This is a genomic window from Methylophilus luteus (genome assembly GCF_042676265.1).
GTDB lineage: Bacteria > Pseudomonadota > Gammaproteobacteria > Burkholderiales > Methylophilaceae > Methylophilus > Methylophilus luteus.
This window is the reverse complement of the sequence record NZ_JBHTKB010000001.1, coordinates 389593-409180: the sequence shown is the minus strand read 5'-3', so window position 1 is coordinate 409180 and position 19588 is coordinate 389593. Positions and strand designations below refer to the sequence as shown.

At 53.6% G+C, this 19588-nt stretch carries 20 protein-coding genes; 13 read left to right on the top strand and 7 right to left on the bottom strand.

The features are described 5' to 3' along the window. Position 1: 1 nt before the first annotated feature. The 3 genes from mutS to ACFQ1Z_RS01750 form a co-directional block, all read right to left on the bottom strand. On the bottom strand, positions 2-2548 hold the full coding sequence (mutS, locus tag ACFQ1Z_RS01760; RefSeq protein ID WP_379055034.1) for a DNA mismatch repair protein MutS: 2547 nt from the start codon (positions 2546-2548) through the stop codon (positions 2-4). Positions 2549-2562: 14 nt separating this feature from the next. Then, positions 2563-2847: a hypothetical protein gene (locus tag ACFQ1Z_RS01755; protein ID WP_379055032.1), complete on the bottom strand. Its 285-nt coding sequence runs from the start codon at positions 2845-2847 to the stop codon at positions 2563-2565. A 753-nt stretch (positions 2848-3600) separates the two neighbouring features. Continuing rightward, positions 3601-4416, bottom strand: coding sequence for an inositol monophosphatase family protein (locus tag ACFQ1Z_RS01750; RefSeq protein ID WP_379055030.1), 816 nt, complete (start codon positions 4414-4416; stop codon positions 3601-3603). A 112-nt stretch (positions 4417-4528) separates the two neighbouring features. On the opposite strand from ACFQ1Z_RS01750, the gene ACFQ1Z_RS01745 reads away from it, so the two are divergent. The 10 genes from ACFQ1Z_RS01745 (at position 4529) to fdx (ending at position 13047) form a co-directional block, all read left to right on the top strand. Beyond that, complete coding sequence (locus ACFQ1Z_RS01745) at positions 4529-5266, top strand: RNA methyltransferase (RefSeq protein ID WP_379055028.1); 738 nt, start codon at positions 4529-4531, stop codon at positions 5264-5266. Positions 5267-5413: 147 nt separating this feature from the next. Next, the gene (cysE, locus tag ACFQ1Z_RS01740) at positions 5414-6148 is read left to right on the top strand and encodes a serine O-acetyltransferase (RefSeq protein WP_379055026.1); all 735 of its coding nucleotides are present in this window, start codon (positions 5414-5416) and stop codon (positions 6146-6148) included. Between the two features lie 130 nt (positions 6149-6278). Then, entirely contained in the window at positions 6279-6749 is a 471-nt protein-coding gene (locus tag ACFQ1Z_RS01735; RefSeq protein ID WP_379055024.1) for an Rrf2 family transcriptional regulator, read from the top strand. Positions 6750-6765: 16 nt separating this feature from the next. Then, positions 6766-7911, top strand: a complete 1146-nt coding sequence (locus ACFQ1Z_RS01730; protein ID WP_379055022.1) for a cysteine desulfurase family protein — start codon at positions 6766-6768, stop codon at positions 7909-7911. Positions 7912-7936: 25 nt separating this feature from the next. Beyond that, entirely contained in the window at positions 7937-9154 is a 1218-nt protein-coding gene (locus tag ACFQ1Z_RS01725; protein ID WP_379055020.1) for an IscS subfamily cysteine desulfurase, read from the top strand. Between the two features lie 345 nt (positions 9155-9499). Next, positions 9500-9883, top strand: a complete 384-nt coding sequence (gene iscU, locus ACFQ1Z_RS01720; protein WP_379055018.1) for a Fe-S cluster assembly scaffold IscU — start codon at positions 9500-9502, stop codon at positions 9881-9883. A 1-nt stretch (position 9884) separates the two neighbouring features. Further along, complete coding sequence (iscA, locus tag ACFQ1Z_RS01715) at positions 9885-10208, top strand: iron-sulfur cluster assembly protein IscA (RefSeq protein ID WP_379055016.1); 324 nt, start codon at positions 9885-9887, stop codon at positions 10206-10208. An 88-nt stretch (positions 10209-10296) separates the two neighbouring features. Next, on the top strand, positions 10297-10809 hold the full coding sequence (gene hscB / locus ACFQ1Z_RS01710) for a Fe-S protein assembly co-chaperone HscB (RefSeq protein WP_379055014.1): 513 nt from the start codon (positions 10297-10299) through the stop codon (positions 10807-10809). A gap of 5 nt (positions 10810-10814) precedes the next feature. Next, entirely contained in the window at positions 10815-12704 is a 1890-nt protein-coding gene (gene hscA / locus ACFQ1Z_RS01705; RefSeq protein WP_379055012.1) for a Fe-S protein assembly chaperone HscA, read from the top strand. A gap of 1 nt (position 12705) precedes the next feature. After that, positions 12706-13047 carry an ISC system 2Fe-2S type ferredoxin gene (gene fdx / locus ACFQ1Z_RS01700; protein ID WP_379055010.1) on the top strand — a complete coding sequence of 114 codons (342 nt, stop codon included), beginning with the start codon at positions 12706-12708 and terminating at the stop codon, positions 13045-13047. Positions 13048-13111: 64 nt separating this feature from the next. On the opposite strand, the gene ACFQ1Z_RS01695 is transcribed toward fdx, so the two are convergent. From ACFQ1Z_RS01695 to ACFQ1Z_RS01680, 4 genes are all read right to left on the bottom strand, one after another. Then, positions 13112-13756 (bottom strand): carbonic anhydrase, encoded by a 645-nt coding sequence (locus ACFQ1Z_RS01695; RefSeq protein WP_379055008.1) that lies wholly within the window; start codon positions 13754-13756, stop codon positions 13112-13114. 75 nt (positions 13757-13831) lie between these two features. Continuing rightward, positions 13832-15418: a SulP family inorganic anion transporter gene (locus ACFQ1Z_RS01690; protein ID WP_379055006.1), complete on the bottom strand. Its 1587-nt coding sequence runs from the start codon at positions 15416-15418 to the stop codon at positions 13832-13834. Positions 15419-15560: 142 nt separating this feature from the next. Beyond that, on the bottom strand, positions 15561-15851 hold the full coding sequence (locus tag ACFQ1Z_RS01685) for a hypothetical protein (RefSeq protein ID WP_379055004.1): 291 nt from the start codon (positions 15849-15851) through the stop codon (positions 15561-15563). Between the two features lie 96 nt (positions 15852-15947). Beyond that, positions 15948-16217 (bottom strand): hypothetical protein, encoded by a 270-nt coding sequence (locus ACFQ1Z_RS01680; RefSeq protein WP_379055002.1) that lies wholly within the window; start codon positions 16215-16217, stop codon positions 15948-15950. A gap of 140 nt (positions 16218-16357) precedes the next feature. Between ACFQ1Z_RS01680 and ACFQ1Z_RS01675 the strand changes: the two genes are divergently transcribed. The 3 genes from ACFQ1Z_RS01675 to ACFQ1Z_RS01665 are packed head-to-tail and all read left to right on the top strand — an operon-like array spanning position 16358 to position 19578. Continuing rightward, complete coding sequence (locus ACFQ1Z_RS01675) at positions 16358-17125, top strand: LuxR C-terminal-related transcriptional regulator (protein ID WP_379055000.1); 768 nt, start codon at positions 16358-16360, stop codon at positions 17123-17125. A gap of 8 nt (positions 17126-17133) precedes the next feature. Continuing rightward, the gene (locus ACFQ1Z_RS01670) at positions 17134-19101 is read left to right on the top strand and encodes a hybrid sensor histidine kinase/response regulator (RefSeq protein WP_379057151.1); all 1968 of its coding nucleotides are present in this window, start codon (positions 17134-17136) and stop codon (positions 19099-19101) included. A gap of 12 nt (positions 19102-19113) precedes the next feature. Next, positions 19114-19578: a response regulator gene (locus ACFQ1Z_RS01665; protein ID WP_379054998.1), complete on the top strand. Its 465-nt coding sequence runs from the start codon at positions 19114-19116 to the stop codon at positions 19576-19578. Positions 19579-19588: the final 10 nt, after the last annotated feature.

Genomic DNA, 19588 nt, shown 5'->3' with positions numbered 1-19588 from the left:
GTTACAGTTGTTTTTTCAAAGTGTAAAGCAGTTCTAAAGCCTGCTTGGGCGTTAAATCATCGGGTTGTATGCTTTCTAAAGCTGCGACCACGCTATGCAATGGCGGTTCCTCCGCCGGCTGTGCGGCAGCAAACAAGTCATTTTGTGGCGTGGCAGCAAACGTCTGGTTCTCCAGTTGCTGCAATTTGCGCTTGGCCAGTTGCACCACTGACCTGGGGATACCGGCCAGTTGCGCCACCTGTATGCCATAACTCATGGTCGCCGCGCCTTCTTCTACCTTATGCAGAAACACGATGCCCTGGCCATGCTCCACCGCATCCAGATGCACATTCGCCGCGTGCTTGGCTTCATCAACGATACGCGTCAGCTCAAAATAATGCGTGGCAAACAGGGTCAGTGACTTGTTTTTTTCCAGCAGTTGTTTGGCGACTGCCCAGGCCAGGCTCAGGCCATCAAAAGTGCTGGTGCCACGGCCTATCTCATCGAGCAGCACCAGGCTGTTGGCACTGGCATTATTCAGGATATTGGCAGTTTCTGTCATTTCCACCATAAAGGTAGAACTGCCACCGGCCAGGTCATCCGAAGCGCCGATACGGGTGAAGATGCGGTCTATCTCGCCTATCACCGCAGTTTGCGCAGGCACAAAACTGCCACAATACGCCAGCAATACGATGAGCGCAGTCTGCCGCATAAAGGTAGATTTACCACCCATGTTAGGGCCGGTGATCAGCAGTAGCTGGCGATAAGGGTTGAGCGTCACATCATTTGCCACGTAAGGCTGGGCGATACTCTCAACCACAGGGTGGCGGCCAAGCTGGATATCGAGGCCGCAATCGCTGCGGAATTGCGGTTGCACGTAATTGAGCGCCCGCGCCCGCTCGGCAAAACAGGCGAGCACGTCCAGGCTGGCGACTGCAGTGGCGATACGCTGCAAGGCCGTGATATGCGGCAACAGCGCTTCCAGCACCTGCTCATACAACATTTTTTCACGCGCCAGTGCGCGCTCGTTGGCGCTCAGCACCTTGTCCTCAAACGTTTTCAGCTCAGGCGTGATAAAACGCTCTACATTTTTCAGTGTCTGGCGGCGGCGGTATTCTGCCGGCGCACTCTCTGCCTGCAGGCGGCTGATCTCGATATAAAAACCATGCACGCTGTTATATTCAACCTTGAGGTTGGCAATGCCGGTCCTGGCTTTTTCTGCCGCCTCGAACTGCAATAAAAAGTCGCCGTGGTCGGTTTGCAAGGCACGCAACTCATCCAGCTCGGCATCATAGCCATTGGCGATCACCCCGCCTTCACGCAGGATAGCAGCAGGCTCGGCCTGTATGGCCTGCACCAGTATCTGCAAAGCTTGCGCAGGCACCTGCAACTCGGCGAGCAGGTCCAGCAGCAAGGCAGACTGCACATGCGGCAGCACTCGCGCCAGCGATGGCAACTGCAACAGGCTATCGCGCAACCCTGACAGATCACGCGGCCGCGCACTTTTTAGCGCCACCCGCGCTGTCATGCGCTCAATATCGCCTATGGGGTGCAAAGCCTGCTGTAAATTGCTCTCCAGAGATTGCGTCAACAGCTCATCCACCGCCAGGTGGCGTTGCTGGATCACCTGCTGATTGCGCAAGGGATGATGTAACCAGTGGCGCAACAAGCGCGCGCCCATCGCTGTTTGCGTTGAGTTCAGCAAAGAATATAAAGTCGGGCTGGCCTCACCACGTATGGTGGTATCGATCTCCAGATTGCGGCGGGTAGCCGCATCAAGTTGCAGATAATGGTTGGTCTGCTCAACCCGCAAGCCAGTGATATGCGGCAACGCCGTGCGCTGGGTGTGTTTGACATAATCGAGCAAAGCGCCAGCCGCAGCCACCGCCACCGGCATCTCGCCACAACCAAATCCGGCCAGGTCATGGGTATTGAACTGCTGCGAGAGGCTGCGCTGCGCCGATTCCTGGTCAAACTGCCAGGGCGCCAGCCGTTTCTTCGCGCAACGTGCCTGCTGCAACACCTCAGACACATGGTCCTCGCCGGTGATCAGCTCGGCCGGATGTATGCGCTCTAGCTCCTGTGACAAATGCCCGGGCGCGATCTCGCTGAGAACAAACTCACCGGAAGCCAGATTGAGCCGCGCCAGCCCCAACACACCATCGCCTTTGGCAATACACAACAAGGTATTGTCGCGGGTCTCATCCAGCAGCGCCGCATCGGTCAGCGTGCCTGGCGTTAAAATCCGCGTCACTTCGCGCGCCACCGGCCCTTTGGAGGTCGCTGGATCACCGACCTGCTCGCAAATGGCAACCGCTTCACCCATTTTTGCCAGCTTGGCCAGATATTGTTCCGCCGCATGGTAAGGCAAACCGGCCATTTTGATAGGCTCGCCATTGCTGGCACCGCGACGGGTCAGCGTAATGCCCAGCAGGCGCGAGGCTTTTTCGGCGTCCTCAAAAAACAGTTCGTAAAAATCGCCCATGCGGTAAAACAGCAGCATATCGGGATACTGTGCTTTGAGCGCCAGGTATTGGCGCATCATGGGGGTGTGGTTTTCGAAGGCCATGCGGGAGGATAGATTTATAAAAATGATGAGTAGAAAAAGCTGTTGTATCTTACAACAAAAGCGGCATTTTTCAGTGGGAGATTGTTTGAATAACTTAGAGGGGGATGTTCGCTGCAGCAGATTGGAATGACGGCGTGGGTGGTCAAGGGCATTAGCTTGATTCGAATATTGAGCAATGACTGCATTTCCTGTGAAACTCTAATCGGTATTTCTTTGGAAGTTTTGCGCTCTGCTTCAGCTTTTTCTTTCGCCTCTAGGCGAGTTACTTTTCTTTGCTTGCCCAAAGAAAACGTAACCAAAAGAAATGCACCCTAGCTTCCGCTTTTTCCCTGCGTTGCTCGTCAACGTGGGCGTCCAACGAAACTCGCCCTAGCGGCTTGCACAAAACGCAAGCCACCGCGGAACTCGAACAGACGCTGGCCGACCCCTCCCACGCTGACTGCGCTACTCGGCGCGTCAGATAGGGGCCCAAAGTCAACACCACCCCGATGGGCCATTAGTGAAACGCCATGAGTAGAGGGCGCTTAGCAACTGCGCTTTTGATTTGTTTTATTGCGCTAGTCGAGCGGGATACGATATGAGAAAGCCCACCACACTAACCGCGTAGTGTCTTTCCGGGTCCCCTATCTGACGCGCCGAGTAGCGGAGTCAAAATAAGGAGGAAGGGAGCGACTGTCTGAGCTCCGCAACAAGCCACGCAGTGTGTGGCTTGTCAGGGCGAGTTTCGCGACCGCTTATTTTGACGAGCAACGCAGGAAACAAGCGGATGCTAGGGTGCCCTTTCTTTTGGTGCCTTTTCTTTGGGAACGCAAAGAAAAGGCACTCGCCTAAAGGCGAAAAAGAACGTTCCAATTATCCAAAGAAAAGTAACTCGCCGAGAGGCAAAATAAAATGCTAAAAAAGAGCACCGAACACCAGCATCTAACCATCAGCACAGAACTATCCAAAGAAATACCGATTAGCACATCGCAGCAAATGCACTCTTCGCCCATCCGCCAGCCACAAAAAAACCCGGCTATCACTAACCGGGTTTTTTCCAACACTAATCAGCGTTACGCCTCTAATGTCGGTGTCTTGATCCGCTCCGTCAAATGCGGTGCGATCACCTGCAACATCTGCCCAAACACCTTAGGGTTGGCGGCAACAATATTACCGGTGCGCAACCAGCTCTCGTTACCCTCAAAATCGCCGACTATCCCACCTGCTTCCTGCACCAGCAAGGCGCCGGCAGCAATATCCCAGGGTGACAGGTTGATCTCAAAGAAACCATCAGAAAAGCCTGCCGCTACATAAGCCAGGTCAAGTGCAGCGGAGCCTGGGCGGCGCAGGCCTGAGGTCTTCTTGGCCATATCGCGGAAAATATTGATATAGGTCTCAAGGTAGCTGAAATCCTTGAACGGGAAGCCAGTAGAAAGCAAAGCTTCTTGCAATCTGGCACGCTGAGTCACACGGATACGGCGATTATTCAGAAATGCACCGCTGCCTCTGGTAGCAGTGAACAGGTCATTACGCACCGGGTCATAAATCACCGCTTGCGTGAGTACGCCTTTTTCTTGCAGAGCAATGGAAATACAGTAAGCTGGGAAACCATGCAAGAAGTTGGTGGTGCCATCCAGTGGATCTATGATCCAGATGCTTTCTGCTTCAGAATTAGTTTTACCACTCTCCTCACCAAAAAAACCGTGTTTTGGGTAGGCATCTTTCAGAATATCTATGATCGCTTGTTCGGCCCCGCGGTCGACTTCGCTGACAAAGTCGTTAGTATCCTTTTGCGCGATTTTTAAGGCGCCAATATCCTGGGCGGCACGGTTAATGATTTTGCCTGCTTCACGCGCGGCGCGAATGGCGACATTTAGGGTAGGATGCATGCTGTGTTTGGGAGGATCAACTGATAAAATAGCATTTTAACGTTTAATCATGCGTTCACAAAATGAATTGAATGATTAGGCCTCAGTTTCATCACCTCAAGCAGCCAGACTCATGACCACCCTGTTTAATAATATCCGTATTGTACTTTGCCAGACCAGCCATCCCGGCAACATAGGCTCGACTGCCCGCGCCATGAAAACCATGGGGCTGGACCGTCTTTACCTGGTGCGACCCAAACACTTCCCCGACCCTGAGGCGACCTCTCTGGCGGTGAATGCAGCTGGCGTACTTGAAACTGCAGTGGTGACACAGACATTGGAACAAGCGCTGGCCGACTGCCAGTTTGTGATCGGCGTCAGCGGTAAGGAGCGCTCGCTGTCGCAGCAGGTGATGACGGTGCGCGAAGCGGCGCAGGTGGTGAAGACCACTGCAGTGCAAAGTCAGGTCGCGCTGGTGTTCGGCACCGAGATGAGCGGTCTCAGCAATGCTGAAGCCGATCTGTGCCATGTATTGGCTACTATTCCCGCCAACCCGGAATACACTTCGCTCAACCTGGCGCAGGCGGTACAGATCATGAGTTATGAAGTGCGCATGGCCCTGACAACCGGTGAACTGCATTATCAGGAAAAAGCTGCCGAGCTGGCGACGCAGGATGAGCTGGAACGCTTTTATGAGCATATGCGTGAGGTGCTGGAACACATAGGCTATATCAACCCGCGTGCACCGAAAAAACTGTTTGAGCGCCTGCGCCGTTTATACGGCCGCACCCGGCTGGAAAAAGAAGAGGTGAACCTGTTGCGCGGGATACTGACGCTGTCGGTCAACCCTAAAAAACACGACAAATATTAACCACCCAAGTTTGGCTATCGGGCCGAGCCCGGCCGGTTAACAGTTGCGCGTGGCTCCCCTGGCAGCCTGTTTGTTGCGGGCACGGCTTTGCACCCGGCCAACAGCCGGCTTTGCAGTAGTGGCAACAAGTTATGGCATAATGCGCGCATGTTTGATCACCTCAAAGAAGATATCTCGATTGTGTTTGACCGCGACCCGGCGGCACGTACCCATTTTGAGATCCTGACCACTTATCCGGGCGTACATGCCCTGATCATACACCGCGTTAGCCACTGGCTATGGACCCACCGCTTATACTGGTTAGGCCGCCTGCTCTCGCATTTTGGCCGCTGGATCACCGGCATAGAGATACACCCTGGCGCTGTGATAGGCCACCGCGTGTTTATCGATCACGGCATGGGCGTGGTAATAGGCGAAACCGCCATTATCGGCGATGACTGTACCTTGTATCACGGCGTCACGCTGGGCGGCACCAGCTGGAATAAAGGCAAACGCCACCCTACGCTGGAGACCGGCGTGGTGATAGGTGCTGGTGCGAAAGTGCTGGGCCCTATCACCATAGGCAAAAATGCCAAGATAGGCTCCAATGCGGTGGTGGTCAAAGATGTGCCCCCAGGGGCGACAGCGGTCGGCATTCCTGCCCGTATCCTGGAAGAAGAAAAAACCAAACAGCGGCAGAATGCAGCTCAAAAAATGGGTTTTAGTGCCTATGCGGTCGGCAACGATGAAAATGATCCCATGATCAATGCCATCAATAGCCTGCTCGACCATGCACACAAACAGGAAGCAGAGCTGGCTGAATTAAAAGCACAACTAGCCAAGCTTAGTGATGCTGAAACCGAGTCTGGTGTCGGTGAAGCTTTCGCCAAGAAACCTGAATAAGAACCATTCCCAACACCAGTAAACACGCGGGTTGCAGCAGGATTTAATCGTTGAACTTTTCACCCGTAATAATTGACTAAATTAGTAGGTTATTATACAATTTGAGTCTGTTTTAAAAGGTGTTACATAGATGCGATTAACCACTAAAGGACGTTTTGCAGTCACAGCCATGCTGGACATAGCGCTTTATGAGGCTGACAAACCGATCACATTGGCTGGTATCAGCGAACGTCAGAGTATTTCCCTCTCCTACCTGGAACAGTTGTTCAGCAGGTTGCGCAAGCAAGGCCTGGTTTCCAGCGTACGTGGCCCCGGTGGCGGCTACCGCATCGCCAAGGCGCATGCCGAGATTTCTGTCTCTGACATTATTACCGCAGTGGATGAGCAGATAGACGCGACCCAGTGTGGCGGCAATGAAGATTGCCATGACGAAGGCCGTTGCATGACGCACGAACTCTGGGCTTCACTGAATGGCAAGATACTCGATTACCTGTCTGGCGTGAGTCTGGCCGACATGGTTGAGATGCAGAAGAAAAAAGGCGCGGGTACCGTGCATTTTTCACCACGTAAATGTGGTTCTGAAGCCACGCTTGCAGCTTAAGGCTGATCAAACACGCATGAACACGGTTTATCTCGACCACAACAGCACGACCGCTTTGAAACCTCAGGTTTTGCAAGCGATGCTGCCGTGGTTGACTGCAACAGCGGGCAACGCCACTAGCCGCCACGTCTATGGCCGCAACGCACGCGATGCGGTTGAAGCCGCCAGAAAACAGATCGCAGACTGTGTAGGAGTGCAAGCATCACAGGTGGTGTTTACCTCAGGTGGTACCGAAGCCAATAACTTCGCCATCAAAGGCATAGCGGCCAACCTGGCGCCTGCGCAATTGCTGGTCAGTGCTATTGAGCACCCTTGTGTATCGCGCCCGGCACTCGCTTTAGCCTGGCAGCAGTGGCAGGTACAAACGCTGCAGGTCGATGCCAACGGTGTGCTGGACCTGGCAGATGCTGAACAAAAGTTAGCGACCCGCACCGGCCTGGTTTCAGTCATGCTGGCCAACAACGAGACCGGTGCATTACAGCCGGTTGCCGAACTCGCGGCACTGGCAAAAGCGCATGGTGCTTTGTGCCATACCGATGCGGTGCAGGCGTTTGGCAAGTTGGAGGTGGATTTTTGTGCACTGGGTGTCAGTGCCATGACCATCTCCAGCCACAAGATAGGCGGCCCGGTGGGTGTAGGTGCACTGATACTGGATAAGCGCGTGGATATCGCCCCGCTGTTACATGGTGGTGGCCAGGAGCGCGGCCTGCGCAGTGGCACTGAAAATGTGGCTGGTATCGTAGGCTTTGCCGCAGCATGCAAACTGGCCGTTGAGACATTGAAAACGCGTAGCGCGACCCAAACTAGTTTACGTGGTCAGCTTGAAACAGGTTTGCAGACCTTGGGTGCGACCATGTTTGGCCAGCAGGCCAGCAGGTTGCCTAACACCAGTTTTTTTGCCATCCCCAATATCGAGGGTGAAACACTGGTGACGGCACTGGATAAAGCCGGTTTTGCCGTGGCAAGCGGTTCCGCCTGCTCCAGTGACAGCACAGAACCCAGCCATGTATTACTGGCGATGGGTGTAGAAGCAGACCTCGCACGCGGTGCAGTGCGCGTCAGTGTCAGTGACAGCAATAGCGAAGCTGAAATACAGGGATTTTTAAAAGCGTTGCAACAGGAAGTGAAACGCTTAAAAGGATTAAGTGCCGTTGCGGCATAAGATTTTTATTGAAAGAGCATGAAACATGTCTGATAGAAAGCCGATATACCTGGATTACTCTGCGACCACACCGGTAGACCCGCGTGTTGCGAAGATCATGATCCCATTTTTGACCGAAGACTACGGCAACCCTGCTTCACGCAGCCACCCATATGGCTGGACAGCCGAAAAAGCGGTTGAAAACGCACGTGAAGAAGTCGCCAAACTGGTGAATGCCGACCCACGCGAGATCGTGTGGACCTCAGGCGCGACCGAATCTAACAACCTGGCCATCAAAGGCGCTGCCCACTTTTATGCTGCTGGCAAAGGCAAGCACATCATCACGGCAGCCACTGAACACAAAGCGGTGCTGGATACCGTGCGTGAACTTGAACGCGAAGGTTACGAAGCGACCTATCTGCAACCTGAAGCTGATGGCCTGATCAATATCGAGACTTTCAAGGCCGCTATCCGCCCTGACACCGTGCTGGCTTCCATCATGCTGGTGAACAACGAGATCGGCGTGATCCAGGATATCACAGCACTGGGTGATATCTGCCGTGCCAACAATGTGATCTTCCACGTCGACGCCGCGCAAGCGACCGGTAAAGTGGTGATAGATCTGGAAAAACTGCCAGTCGACCTGATGAGTTTTTCTGCGCACAAAACCTATGGCCCTAAAGGTGTAGGTGCACTTTATGTACGCCGCAAGCCGCGTATCCGTATCGAAGCGCAAATGCACGGCGGCGGTCATGAGCGCGGCATGCGTTCCGGCACGCTGGCGACACACCAGATCGCCGGCATGGGCGAAGCTTTCCGCATCGCACGCGAAGAAATGGCCAGTGAGAATGAGCGTATCCGCATCTTGCGTGACCGCCTGCTGCACGGCCTGCTGGATATAGAAGAAACATATGTCAACGGTGACCTGGACAACCGCGTACCGCATAACCTTAACGTCAGCTTCAACTTTGTTGAAGGCGAATCACTGATCATGGCGATCAAAGACATCGCGGTGTCATCCGGTTCTGCGTGTACTTCAGCCAGTCTGGAACCCAGCTACGTCTTGCGTGCCCTGGGTCGCTCAGATGAGCTGGCACATAGCTCTATCCGTTTCAGCATAGGCCGTTTCACTACCGAAGCCGATGTTGATTACACCATAGACCTGTTGAAGAGCAAGATAGGCAAATTACGTGAACTTTCCCCATTATGGGAGATGTTCAAAGATGGCATTGATTTGTCCAAAGTAGAATGGGCAGAACATTAAAATCGTTCTTTGCTGCGCTGACGGTGTTATCGGCAAGCTCATTTAGATTTACTAAACGTCGCTTACCTCTGCCTAGTCAGCACAGCAAATCGACGATTTTACAAAATAAAAATTGATCTTTGACCGCCTGGCGGCGTTGTCAGATAGCTTGTTTAGAAAAACTAAACGGCGCTATCCTCCGCCTTGCCAGACAGTCAGATCTTCAATTTGTTAAAGAATAGAAGTTTAACCAAAAATTAAAAAGCGAAACAAAATCAAGGCGGTGAGGCGCAAAAAGTACGTTTAGTACGGCAAGCTTAACCAACGCAGAGTTTGTACAGCATTTTAATTTTAAAGGAGTGTGAAATGGCTTATAGCGACAAGGTACTGGACCACTACGAAAACCCACGTAACGTTGGTTCCCTGGATAAGAACGACCCTACAGTAGGCACCGGCATGGTGGGTGCTCCGGCATGCGGCGACGTGATGAAACTGCAGATCAAGGTCAATACGGCTGGCGTGATCGAAGATGCCAAGTTCAAGACCTATGGTTGCGGTTCGGCGATCGCATCGAGCTCACTGGTCACCGAATGGTTAAAAGGCAAGACGCTGGACCAGGCGCAGGAAATCAAGAATTCAGCGATTGCTGAAGAGTTGGCGCTGCCGCCGGTCAAGATCCACTGCTCAGTGCTGGCAGAAGATGCAATTAAATCTGCGATTGCTGACCTGAAATCCAAACAAGGCAAATAAGATGGCGATTACCCTGACAGAAACTGCAGCTCAACGCGTAGAAAAATTCCTGGCCAACCGTGGCAAAGGGATAGGTCTACGCCTGGGCGTGAAAACCACCGGCTGTTCCGGCATGGCTTACACACTGGAATTTGTCGATGACATGCAGCCGGAAGACAGCATGTTTGAAAGCTATGGGGTGAAAGTGATCGTCGACCCGAAAAGCCTGGTGTATATCGATGGCACCGAGCTGGATTTCACCAAGGAAGGCTTGAACGAAGGTTTCAAGTTCAACAACCCGAATGTGAAAGACGAGTGTGGTTGCGGCGAGTCATTCACGGTTTAGGCCGTGTGCTGAGTTGCTGCTTTCACCGCTCGCCTGGCCTGCCCCTGCACTAGATTTTGCATAATCCTTTTTGCTTACGCTGCTAACCATGCAAAATTACTTTGCCTTATTCCAGCTGCCACAGCAGTTCAATATAGCGCCGGCAACGCTGGATACTAACTACCGTAAATTGCTGGCCGAAGTGCATCCGGACAAGTTTGTGAATGGTTCTGCTGCAGAGCGCATGCAGTCCATGCAACTGGCCACTTTAGCCAATGAAGCTTACCAGACGCTGAAACAGCCGACTGCGCGCGCCAGGTATTTATTGCAACTGGCAGGCGTCGCGACTGACGAAGAGAACAACACCGCCATGCCGGCTGATTTCCTCATGGCGCAAATGGAATGGCGCGAAGCGATGGACGACGCCAGGTCTGCCAAAGACATAGCCGCGCTGGATGCGCTGCTGGCAGAGATGAAAGCACAAGCGCTAGCCCTGCAACAGCAAGTGGCCGACCAGATCACCCAGGCGCCCGAACAGGCAGCCATGACAGTCCGCAAACTGCAGTTTATTGATAAAGTGAGTGGTGATGTGCATGCATTGATCGCTCAGTTGGAAGATTAAGTTTCATGGCCTTATTACAGATCTCCGAACCAGGTATGTCCCCTGCCCCGCACCAGCACAAGCTGGCGGCAGGCATAGACCTGGGCACGACCAACTCGCTGGTGGCGACGGTACGCAGCGGCATGAGTACGGTGCTGCATGATGAACATGGTCATGCCCTGCTGCCTTCCGTGGTGCGTTACCTGGAGGACGCTGTCATCGTCGGCCACGAGGCACAAGCGGCGCAAAGCCAGGACCCGGTCAACACCATAGTCTCGGTCAAACGCTTTATGGGCCGTGCTTTAAACGATATCACCGACAGGGCGCATATCCCTTACCATTTTGTCGAGAATGCTTCTTCGCAAGGCATACTGGAGCTGAAAACCCGCGCCGGCCTGAAAAGCCCGGTAGAGATTTCGGCAGATATCCTGAAAGCGTTGAAACTGCGCGCCGAGAAAGCCCTGGGCGGCGAACTCACCGGCGTGGTCGTCACGGTACCGGCTTATTTTGACGATGCGCAACGCCAGGCGACCAAAGACGCCGCCAGGCTGGCCGGCCTCAATGTATTACGTTTGCTCAACGAGCCCACCGCGGCTGCGGTCGCCTATGGCCTGGATAATGCCGCCGAAGGTATTTATGTGATCTATGACCTGGGCGGTGGCACTTTCGATATCTCTATCCTGCGCCTGAGCAAAGGCATCTTTGAAGTGCTCGCCACCAATGGTGACTCAGCGCTGGGCGGTGATGATTTCGATCATAGGATCTATTGCTGGCTGCTGGACCAGGTGCGCAGCAAGACGCAAGACTTCAAGCCGCTGACTGAAGCCGACACGCGCTTGCTGTTGACCAAATCGCGCCAGGCCAAAGAATGGCTGACCGACAACCATGAAGCGAATATCCTGTGCAAACTCAGCAATGGTGCACTGGTTGATGAAACGCTGACCGTGACCCAATTTATCAGCCTGACCGACAACCTGGTCAGCAAGACCTTGAGCCCTACCCGCAAAGCCATGCGCGATGCCGGCCTGAGCGTGCAAGAGATCAATGGCGTGGTGCTGGTAGGCGGGGCGACACGCATGCCGCATATCCGTCATGCAGTGCAGGCATTCTTTCAGCAGGAACCGCTGACCAATCTGGACCCGGATAAAGTCGTTGCCCTGGGTGCCGCGATACAGGCCAATGTGCTGGCCGGCAACCGCACTGAAGAAGATCTATTGCTGCTGGATGTGACGCCGTTGTCACTGGGACTGGAAACCATGGGTGGACTGGTGGAAAAAGTCATTCCACGTAACTCTACACTGCCTATCGCCCGCGCGCAGGATTTCACCACTTATAAAGATGGCCAGACCGCGATGGCGATACACGTGGTGCAAGGCGAACGTGAACTGGTCGCCGACTGCAGGTCACTGGCGCGCTTTGAGTTGCGTGGCATCCCGGCCATGGCTGCCGGTGCCGCGCGCATACGCGTGACTTTCCAGGTTGATGCTGACGGCCTGCTTTCTGTCAGTGCGCGCGAGCAGACCAGCGGCGTTGAAGCAAATATCACGGTCAAGCCTTCTTATGGCCTCAACGAAGACCAGATCACCAGCATGCTCAGGGATTCGTTCGGTGCCGCCGAAAGTGACAAGGCCGCACGCATGCTGCGTGAAGCCACGGTAGACGCCCAACGCCTGATAGAAGCGATACAGGCGGCGCTGGCTGAAGATGGCGCCACCTTGCTCACGCAAGCTGAGCGTGACAGCATACAGGCGCATCTGGATGCCTTGCACAGCTTGTGCCAGGGCAGCGATAGCCTGGCCATCAAACATGGCACTGAAGCCTTGAATCAAGCGACAGAGGACTTTGCGGCCAAACGCATGGACGCCTCTGTACAAAAAGCCCTCGCGGGTAAAAACCTGGACTCTCTGGAACTGTAATATGCCTAAAATCACCATACTCCCGCACGCTGAACTCTGCCCGCAAGGTGCAGTGATAGAGGCTGAGCAAGGCACTTCTATCTGTGACGCGCTACATAATCATGATATTGATATCGATAGCGCCTGTGGCGGTGTCTGTGCCTGTACCACTTGCCATGTCGTGGTGCGCGAAGGCTTTAAAAGCCTGAACGAGATCGAGGAAGACGAAGAAGATATGCTGGACCGCGCCTGGGGCTTGCAGCCGTTCTCGCGCCTGTCCTGCCAGGCTATTCTGCAGGAGGCCGATGTAACGGTGGAGATCCCCAAATACAGTATCAACCTGGCCAAAGAAGGCCACCAATAAAATAAGCTATGCATAAAAAAAGCCGATGTTCACATCGGCTTTTTTATTACACGCTGCGACTCAATCAGCCGACGTAAGTATCATCCAGGAATTTCACCTTGCCGTTAGAGATATCGTAGATAGCACCGACGATGGCGATCTGCTTGCTTTGTATCATGTCATCGACGATATCGCTGCTGCGTATGATGGTATCTATCTGGTACCTGACGTTCAATTCGTTGATCTTTTCAACAAAGTCAGGGTTCTTGGAATTACGTTGTGCGGCATCGGCCACGGTTTTTTCATGACGGATCGCCGGTTTGATCAGGTTGATGATCTCGCCGATATGGCCATCTTTAAAGTCATCACATGCGGCTTTCACCGCGCCGCAGGAGGTATGGCCCATGACCACGATCAACTTGCTGCCCAGGTATTTGCTGGCGAATTCCAGGCTGCCCATGGCTTTGTCTGAAGCGATATTGCCAGCCAGGCGCACACTGAAAATATCACCCAGCGCCTGATCAAACAGCAACTCCACCGGTGCACGAGAATCGCTGCAACTGAGGAAAGAAGCAAACGGGTGTTGCTTATCCTTGGTGATCTGTATCAGGGCTTTGAAATCCTTTTCTTCTTCTACATCTGAAGTAAACCTGCGGTTACCTTCTATCAGTATATCCAGCGCCTCACGCGGCGTCATTTTGTCACGGTCCAGTAATGGATGTTTGTACATGCTATATCCTCTAATGATTTATTGTATAGTCAGGGCCGCCTGGGCCCTGCTTGTGGCTAATTTGCCTGCTTCTGCTTAATGACCTAACAGATGCTTGGGCGGGTTGAAGGCTATGGTTTCTACGGTGATGTTCTTCAGCTTGGCATGTTGCTGGTAGCCATGGATGAACTCCACCACATCGTAAGCGATCGCTTTGCTGTTGGTGCAATCGATGATGACCTTGCTATTCGGTGGGATCGCTTCCAGTACTTCGAGGATGCTGGCCTTGTTAAAGAAAGACACTTCTTCGGCCAGCGCCAGTTCGTACACGTCCTGACCATCTTTAGTGGTGCGCGTCTGCTTGATGTAATGCGAGTTACGATAGCTGTGGTGCAAGGTGAAAAAGATCGCGACCACTAAACCCAGGCCTATACCGGTCAGCAGATCGGTGAATACGATGGCCACTATGGTGACAATAAACGGAATGAACTGTTCCCAGCCCAGGGCGTATTGTTGCTTGAACAGGCTGGGTTTAGCCAGTTTGTAGCCGACCATGATCAGGATAGTCGCCAGGCTGGCCAGCGGGATCAGGTTGAGAAAGCTGGCAATGGTGATGGCACTCAACAGCAACCAGAAACCATGCAGAATGGCCGAGACTTTGGTTTGCGCGCCAAAAGTGATATTGGCACTACTGCGAACGATCACCTGGGTGACGGGTAAACCGCCGATCAGGCCGGACACGATATTGCCCAGCCCTTGCGCTTTAAGCTCGCGGTTGGTCGGGGTCACACGCTTTAATGCATCCAGCTTGTCAGTGGCTTCTACGCAGAGCAAAGTCTCCAGGCTGGCGACTATGGCCATCACCAATGCGGTCTTGATCACCATAGGCTGGGCGATCTGGCTGAAATCCGGGTGGGTAAAGAAACTGGTGAACTCACCCAGGCTGCCGGCTACCGGCAAACGGACGATCTGGTCATCTGCCAGGGTAAAATTCAACCAGCCGCGCATAAAGGCGATATTGAACAGGATACCGACCAGCACCACCACGATAGGCCCTTGCAGCAACTGGAACACTCGGTGTTTTTTAGTGAGAACGGTGTCCCACAGAATCAGGATGGCGAAAGAAACCGCGGCGATCAGCACCGCGCCTGGCGTCAACAAGTCCCATGCCTGCAAGATATCGCTAAAGGTATTGTGGCCGTCAAACGCATCGAATGACTCATCACCTTCATAATCGGCATCGTAGCCAAACGCATGCGGGATCTGCTTGAGGATGATAAGCAAGCCGATACCGGTCAGCATGCCGGTGATCACCGAGGAAGGCACAAAATAGGCGATGAAACCGGCCTTGAACTGCCCCAGTAAAAACTGGAACACGCCGGCTAACACCACCGCCGCTAGAAACACTTCATAAGAGCCAAGATTGCCGATGGCGGCCATCACGATCACAGCCAGGCCAGCTGCCGGCCCACTGACGCCCAGTTGCGAGCCACTGGCCAGGCCGACGACGATACCGCCGACTATGCCGGCGATCACGCCTGAGAACAAGGGCGCACCAGAGGCCAGGGCAATACCCAGGCACAGCGGCAGCGCGACAAAGAAAACGACAATAGAAGCCGGCAAGTCCCGGTTAAAATGCTTAAACAGGTCGAAAAAATTCGACCTTGATGGTGCAGCGGACATAGTGTTTTCCTTCACAAATGAAACAATTTTTGGTTATATTATTATCGTTAATTATAATTAATTTTCTAATTATGCCACATACACAAAACCCCGCACGCGTGCGGGGTAATGAGAACTTTTAAAAACTGAACTGGCTTTGCGATCAGTCTCTGGGTGTATCAGCAACGTAAGGACGCTTGCCGATAAAGTTTAAACGCAGTTGCTGATGTTTATCAAACCCTTTGTCCGGGTTGTCAGTCACTATGCCTGCGCCTTCCCATTTATCTTCAGCACTCTGCTGTTTGGCCACAGGTGTTTTGCTGTAAGGACGCTGGCTGCTGAAGTTCTTGTGATGCAAAGTACGTACATCATTATCCTGCGTTTGTGTTTCATCTGCATGAACATTCGCCTGCAAGCCGAATGAAACCAATAATACCAATAATAATCTGCTCATTTCATACTCCTTTATCATTTGATCTTTGAAGCAGCCTTCGTGCATCCTGCATAAGGGCTGGCAACATTATGTGCCAGCAACCTTACGCGACTCTGACTACAGCGGACGCTTACCGATAGAGTGCATTCTCAATAATTGCAGGTGTTTTTCTTTCTGCTCCTGACCAGCGGTCATAGAAGCACCCACCCAGCCTTGTTCAGCATCAGCCTTGTTCGCCACCACCACTGGTGCCTGGTAAGGGCGTTTGCTCAGGAATTGCTGGTGATGCACTTTAGTCTCTACGGCCACTTCTTCATCCTGTGCATGTACTGGCAAAACAGCCACCAGACCAAATACCATTAATACTGCAGCATATACGTTACGCATGTTGTTTCTCCTTTTCATTGTTTGTTCGACATTCAAAATTCGTTTGGGTTTTAACTGATTCATCATGGTTCGCATTTTGCACCTGCTATGGCAACAAAAAATCTACCGATATAGGTAGTTCGGTATATACTTAACGGCATATGCCGAATGACAGCCCCACCCCAGCAGCCGAGAGCGCATTTGCCCTGCGCAGCGCTCTCAAACAGAATCAGGCGCAGATGGCGCAGGACAAACTGTTTGAAAAATTCGGCCAGCAACTCTTCGTTTCCGGCTGGTCTACCGAGCTACTGCAGTGGCTGCTCGATGAGATCTGCCTGCAATTCGGTGCCCAGCATGGCCTGATCAGCCAGCAACATGGCGGCGCGCTCAAGATACTGGCACAGCGCGGCAAGAGCTTCCCGGTCGGCGCGCGCATACCCATGCTGGGCGCACTCGGCCAATGGTTGAAAGAGCCTGTGCGGTTTGAAGTGCATGCGCAATATGTGCCCAGCCTGTGGACATTACCCACGACTGTAGAGGCGAATATCCATTGCTACCAGCTGCCTATCGCCTGCCAGCAACGTGCAGTCGGCCTGCTGGCGCTGATCACCGGCAACCCCTTGAGCCAGAACAGTTTGCAGATCTTATATAGCCTGTGCGGCATGCTGGGTTTTGCCTTGTATGGCCAGGCCCAGGCCAGCAGCGTGATCGATGATAGCTATATGCAAAAACTGACGCCGCGCGAGCGCGAGGTATTTGCGTTATTACCTTCCGGCGCCAGTAATGCCCTGTTGGCCGCCAAACTCGGCATCTCGCCCGGTACGGTCAAGATCCATATCGAACGCATACTCAGCAAGCTGGATCTGAATGACCGCACCCAGGCCGCCGTCAAGGCTGTAGAAGCCGGGTTTAAAAGCGATGGATTGTGATCACTGACATGCCTTTCCGTCACCTGCAGATCTTCAGTTACCTTAACCAATTGTGGCAAGACGCGCCTTTGACCATCAAGGGCATCATCCTCAACACCCTGCCGTTGACAGTTTTGCTGGCTTCGCTGGCGCTGATCTTTGAAAGTGAGCAACAGGCCGCCCTGCTGGAGCGACGCGTGCAGAATGCCTTGCAGATACAGCAGGATATCCAGACCCTGCAAACCCAGTTACTCGAAGCTTCCACCGGGGTGCGCGATTACCTGCTCACCGATAACAGCCAGTTCCTGTCCGGGTATGAAAGTGCCAAGCAGGCCATGCCGCAGTTGCTGAATTCACTGGAGCTGCGGCTGGATGACCAGGCACAGCAGAAACTTTTACTGGTGATACACCCGCTGGTACAGAAAAACCTCAACGACCTGGCCGCGCTGGCCAGCAATACCGAGAAAGAAGCCAACGAAGAACTGATACGCAAATTCAGCTCGCAGGGGGCGGCGCTCAACCAGTTGCGTGCCCATCTGGACCAGATGAGCTTGCGCGAGTCACGCATCGTAGACCAGGATAAAAAAGAAGTCATTTATGAGCGCAAACGTAACCTGCGTATCACCCTGATGGCAGTGATTGCCGGCGTATTTGGCTCGCTGCTGGGCGTATGGGTGTTCACCCAGACCATAGTGGCGCGGGTCAGGACCATACGTGACAGCGCCATCCACCTGGTGAAAAGTGAGCCGCTGGCTCTGCCCAGTATCAGCCAGGATGAACTGGGCGAACTGACCATGGAGCTGGAGCATGCCTCACAGTTATTGAAAAAAAGTGCGCAGGAAGCACACCTGGCACGCGTAGAAGCCGAAGAAGCCAGCGCCGCCAAAAGCAATTTCCTGTCGCGCACCAGCCACGAGTTGCGCACACCGCTCAACGCTATCCTCGGCTTTGCGCAGATACTGGAAAATGACCTGCCGGATGGCCGCCAGAAAGACAGTGCCACCCTGATCCACAATGCCGGCCAGCACCTGCTCAAACTGATCAATGAGGTGCTGGATATCTCACGTATAGAAAGCGGTGATATCGGCATGTCTATGGAGGTGATCGCGCTCAACCCTTTGCTGGAAGAAGCCTACCATTACCTCAAGCCACTGGAAAAAGTGCGCGACATGAGCATAGTGACCCGCTTTGAACCAGACCTGAAAGTGCGGGCCGACCGGCAACGCCTGCTGCAGGTAATACTTAACCTGTTAGCCAATGCGCTCAAATATGGCCCGGAAAACACCACAGTCACCGTCAGCGCCTATCGCCAGCAAGGCCAAATCCGGGTCGAGGTGCAGGATCAGGGTGCGGGCATAGCGGCAGAACTACGCTCGCGCCTGTTCACGCCGTTTGACCGCCTGGGCGCAGAACGCACGGTGACCGAAGGCACCGGCCTCGGGCTGGTGCTGAGTAAGCAGCTGCTGGACGCCATGGGCGGCCAGATAGGCGTGGCAGAAGATAAAAGCATGTTCTGGTTCAGCCTGCCAGCCAGCGAGGAAGACCTGCAGACACAGGCAGCAGCCGAATCTGCCATCACAGCAGATATACAGGGGTCGGCCACCGCGACCGCGCGTAAACGCCATATCCTGTACGCGGAAGACAACCCCAGCAACCAGGCCCTGATGCAAGCCATTATGACCAAGCACAGGCATATCAAGCTGCATATCGCTGCCAGCCTGCAGGAAAGTATGGTCTGGCTGCGTGACATGACGCCTGACATGTTGTTACTCGACCTCAACCTGCCGGATGGCTCGGGTGAGTCGCTGATCCAGCATATCCAGTCACGGCGGGATGACCTGCGCGAGATACCGCTGGTCATATTGAGTGCCGATGCCTTGCCGGAGACCATGCAGCGCCTGAACGAACTCGGCATCACCCATTATTTCACCAAGCCGTTGAATGTCGCCAGCTTTAACCAGTTGCTGCTGAAAATACTGCCAGAACCCGGACCATGAGTATAGAACGCCATGAATATTGAACAACTACGCGCCTCCAAGATCCTGATCATAGACGATGCCGAAGCCAACCTGCGGCTGCTCGAAGAGTTGCTGACCAAAGAAGGCTTTGAACAGGTGATCAGCACGACAGACCCGACCAAAACCATGGACCTGGTCAACGCCTTTCAGCCTGACCTGATCCTGCTCGACCTGATGATGCCGGTGCTGGACGGCTTTGCCGTGCTGGACCAGCTGTCGCACCATGTAGGCCCGCATGATTTCTTACCGGTATTGGTGTTGACTGCAGATGCCACTATCGCCACCCGCCGCAAAGCGCTGGCGCTGGGTGCCAAAGACTTTCTGACCAAGCCTTTTGACCATATGGAAGCCATGCTGCGCGTGTGGAACCTGCTGGAAACCCGCTGGCTATTCAATCAGCTGAAAATGCACCAACCCAGCCTGCACCTGCCAGGCATGAATGCGCATACTCCATAATCCCAGAGGC

Bases quoted from the DNA above. Each gene is read 5' to 3' on its own strand.
- mutS (WP_379055034.1), bottom strand. From the start codon at position 2,548: ATGGCCTTCGAAAACCACACCCCCATGATGCGCCAATACCTGGCGCTC.
- ACFQ1Z_RS01750 (WP_379055030.1), bottom strand. From the start codon at position 4,416: ATGCATCCTACCCTAAATGTCGCCATTCGCGCCGCGCGTGAAGCAGGC.
- ACFQ1Z_RS01745 (WP_379055028.1), top strand. From the start codon at position 4,529: ATGACCACCCTGTTTAATAATATCCGTATTGTACTTTGCCAGACCAGC.
- cysE (WP_379055026.1), top strand. From the start codon at position 5,414: ATGTTTGATCACCTCAAAGAAGATATCTCGATTGTGTTTGACCGCGAC.
- ACFQ1Z_RS01735 (WP_379055024.1), top strand. From the start codon at position 6,279: ATGCGATTAACCACTAAAGGACGTTTTGCAGTCACAGCCATGCTGGAC.
- ACFQ1Z_RS01730 (WP_379055022.1), top strand. From the start codon at position 6,766: ATGAACACGGTTTATCTCGACCACAACAGCACGACCGCTTTGAAACCT.
- ACFQ1Z_RS01725 (WP_379055020.1), top strand. From the start codon at position 7,937: ATGTCTGATAGAAAGCCGATATACCTGGATTACTCTGCGACCACACCG.
- iscU (WP_379055018.1), top strand. From the start codon at position 9,500: ATGGCTTATAGCGACAAGGTACTGGACCACTACGAAAACCCACGTAAC.
- iscA (WP_379055016.1), top strand. From the start codon at position 9,885: ATGGCGATTACCCTGACAGAAACTGCAGCTCAACGCGTAGAAAAATTC.
- hscB (WP_379055014.1), top strand. From the start codon at position 10,297: ATGCAAAATTACTTTGCCTTATTCCAGCTGCCACAGCAGTTCAATATA.
- hscA (WP_379055012.1), top strand. From the start codon at position 10,815: ATGGCCTTATTACAGATCTCCGAACCAGGTATGTCCCCTGCCCCGCAC.
- fdx (WP_379055010.1), top strand. From the start codon at position 12,706: ATGCCTAAAATCACCATACTCCCGCACGCTGAACTCTGCCCGCAAGGT.
- ACFQ1Z_RS01695 (WP_379055008.1), bottom strand. From the start codon at position 13,756: ATGTACAAACATCCATTACTGGACCGTGACAAAATGACGCCGCGTGAG.
- ACFQ1Z_RS01690 (WP_379055006.1), bottom strand. From the start codon at position 15,418: ATGTCCGCTGCACCATCAAGGTCGAATTTTTTCGACCTGTTTAAGCAT.
- ACFQ1Z_RS01685 (WP_379055004.1), bottom strand. From the start codon at position 15,851: ATGAGCAGATTATTATTGGTATTATTGGTTTCATTCGGCTTGCAGGCG.
- ACFQ1Z_RS01680 (WP_379055002.1), bottom strand. From the start codon at position 16,217: ATGCGTAACGTATATGCTGCAGTATTAATGGTATTTGGTCTGGTGGCT.
- ACFQ1Z_RS01675 (WP_379055000.1), top strand. From the start codon at position 16,358: ATGCCGAATGACAGCCCCACCCCAGCAGCCGAGAGCGCATTTGCCCTG.
- ACFQ1Z_RS01670 (WP_379057151.1), top strand. From the start codon at position 17,134: ATGCCTTTCCGTCACCTGCAGATCTTCAGTTACCTTAACCAATTGTGG.
- ACFQ1Z_RS01665 (WP_379054998.1), top strand. From the start codon at position 19,114: ATGAATATTGAACAACTACGCGCCTCCAAGATCCTGATCATAGACGAT.